4 protein-coding genes are annotated in these 1,244 nt (G+C 38.5%); 1 reads left to right on the top strand and 3 read right to left on the bottom strand.

The genetic code is table 11. The features are described from left to right. Positions 1-3: 3 nt before the first annotated feature. Positions 4-105 carry a transposase domain-containing protein gene (locus LG368_RS15330; protein WP_226755533.1) on the top strand — a complete coding sequence of 34 codons (102 nt, stop codon included), beginning with the start codon at positions 4-6 and terminating at the stop codon, positions 103-105. A 135-nt stretch (positions 106-240) separates the two neighbouring features. Here LG368_RS15330 and LG368_RS15325 read toward each other — a convergent pair whose 3' ends face one another. The 3 genes from LG368_RS15325 to LG368_RS15315 form a co-directional block, all read right to left on the bottom strand. Beyond that, entirely contained in the window at positions 241-651 is a 411-nt protein-coding gene (locus LG368_RS15325; RefSeq protein WP_226755554.1) for a response regulator, read from the bottom strand. Positions 652-674: 23 nt separating this feature from the next. Next, the gene (locus tag LG368_RS15320) at positions 675-1,025 is read right to left on the bottom strand and encodes an EAL domain-containing protein (RefSeq protein ID WP_226755553.1); all 351 of its coding nucleotides are present in this window, start codon (positions 1,023-1,025) and stop codon (positions 675-677) included. 114 nt (positions 1,026-1,139) lie between these two features. Beyond that, positions 1,140-1,241 (bottom strand): transposase domain-containing protein, encoded by a 102-nt coding sequence (locus LG368_RS15315; protein WP_226755533.1) that lies wholly within the window; start codon positions 1,239-1,241, stop codon positions 1,140-1,142. Positions 1,242-1,244 lie beyond the last annotated feature (3 nt).

The raw sequence follows: 1,244 nt of genomic DNA, 5'->3' as shown, positions 1-1,244 counted from the left end.
CTAATCCCGTATGATTACTTAGTAACACTCTTCGAAGAGCTGCCAAAACGACAGACCAACGAAAGTCTTGATGATCTGCTGCCATGGAATATCAAACGCATCTAGGTGGTGATGCTCTGACGCTTACTTTGGACACGTTGGCAGCGACCTTACTGACATTACAGCGGGTCGCATAACACCATGATATTTTTGATTTTTCTTATTAGAGTATAAGAGTGGTGTAACGAGAATAGATGTTGTTTAACCCAATTTAGGGATAGGGAGTTTAATGTTTAAGTTCACGTTAATGCGCATTAATAACCTAATTAAGTTAACAGGTTTACACAGATAGTCGGCTGCGCCTGCATCATAGGCTTGCATCTCAAAAATAAGGTCTTTATAGCCTGAGATAAAAAAGATAGGGATGTTTTTTGTAGACTTGTCTTCTTTTATTTTTCGGCAAATATCGAATCCTGATATATCTGGTAGATCGATATCAAGAAGAATTAAATCGAAAGACTCTTCTTTTAACATGGCTAACGCACTTAACCCAGTGCCTGTTGATTTCACATCCACATTCACCTCTAACAAACATCGCATTGCTTCAATAGAGGTCATTTCATCATCAACAATTAAGATCTTCGCCATTTTAGTTGGCGTTAGGCTCGACATATAGCTTCCTTTTTCGTAGTGCCTTACAGGCTAAGGTAGTTCAAAATATCATTTCTAGGCATGGCTTTGGAATAATAGAAACCTTGTCCTAATGTACATCCACGCTGCAATAAGTAATCAATTTGCTGTTTGTTTTCGATGCCTTCACAAATAAGATTAATGTTTAAGTTTTTAATCATGGCAATAATTGCATTGAGAAATTTCTTTTCATCATGATCAGTCACATTGATTTCTTCGACAAAATTGGAGTTGATTTTCACGGTTTCAAAATCTATTTTTTTGAGACCCCCCTGTGTCAGGATAGTTGTCGCCTCATTTGTTATTATAAATAGACAGGGGACGGTAAGTGAAAACCAGTGGATTACCAAAGACATTCAAGTGCCTTTAAAGAAGCCATCTTACAGAAACTCTACCAAAGCCAATTGTCGAGACGTGAGTTTGCAGAGCAAGAAGGCATTAAGCTCTCGTAAGCGTCAGAGCATCACCACCTAGATGCGTTTGATATTCCATGGCAGCAGATCATCAAGACTTTCGTTGGTCTGTCGTTTTGGCAGCTCTTCGAAGAGTGTTACTAAGTAATCATACGGGATTAG

This window comes from Marinomonas algarum (assembly GCF_020532605.1).
Lineage (GTDB): Bacteria > Pseudomonadota > Gammaproteobacteria > Pseudomonadales > Marinomonadaceae > Marinomonas > Marinomonas algarum.
This window is presented reverse-complemented; position numbering and strand designations above follow the sequence as displayed.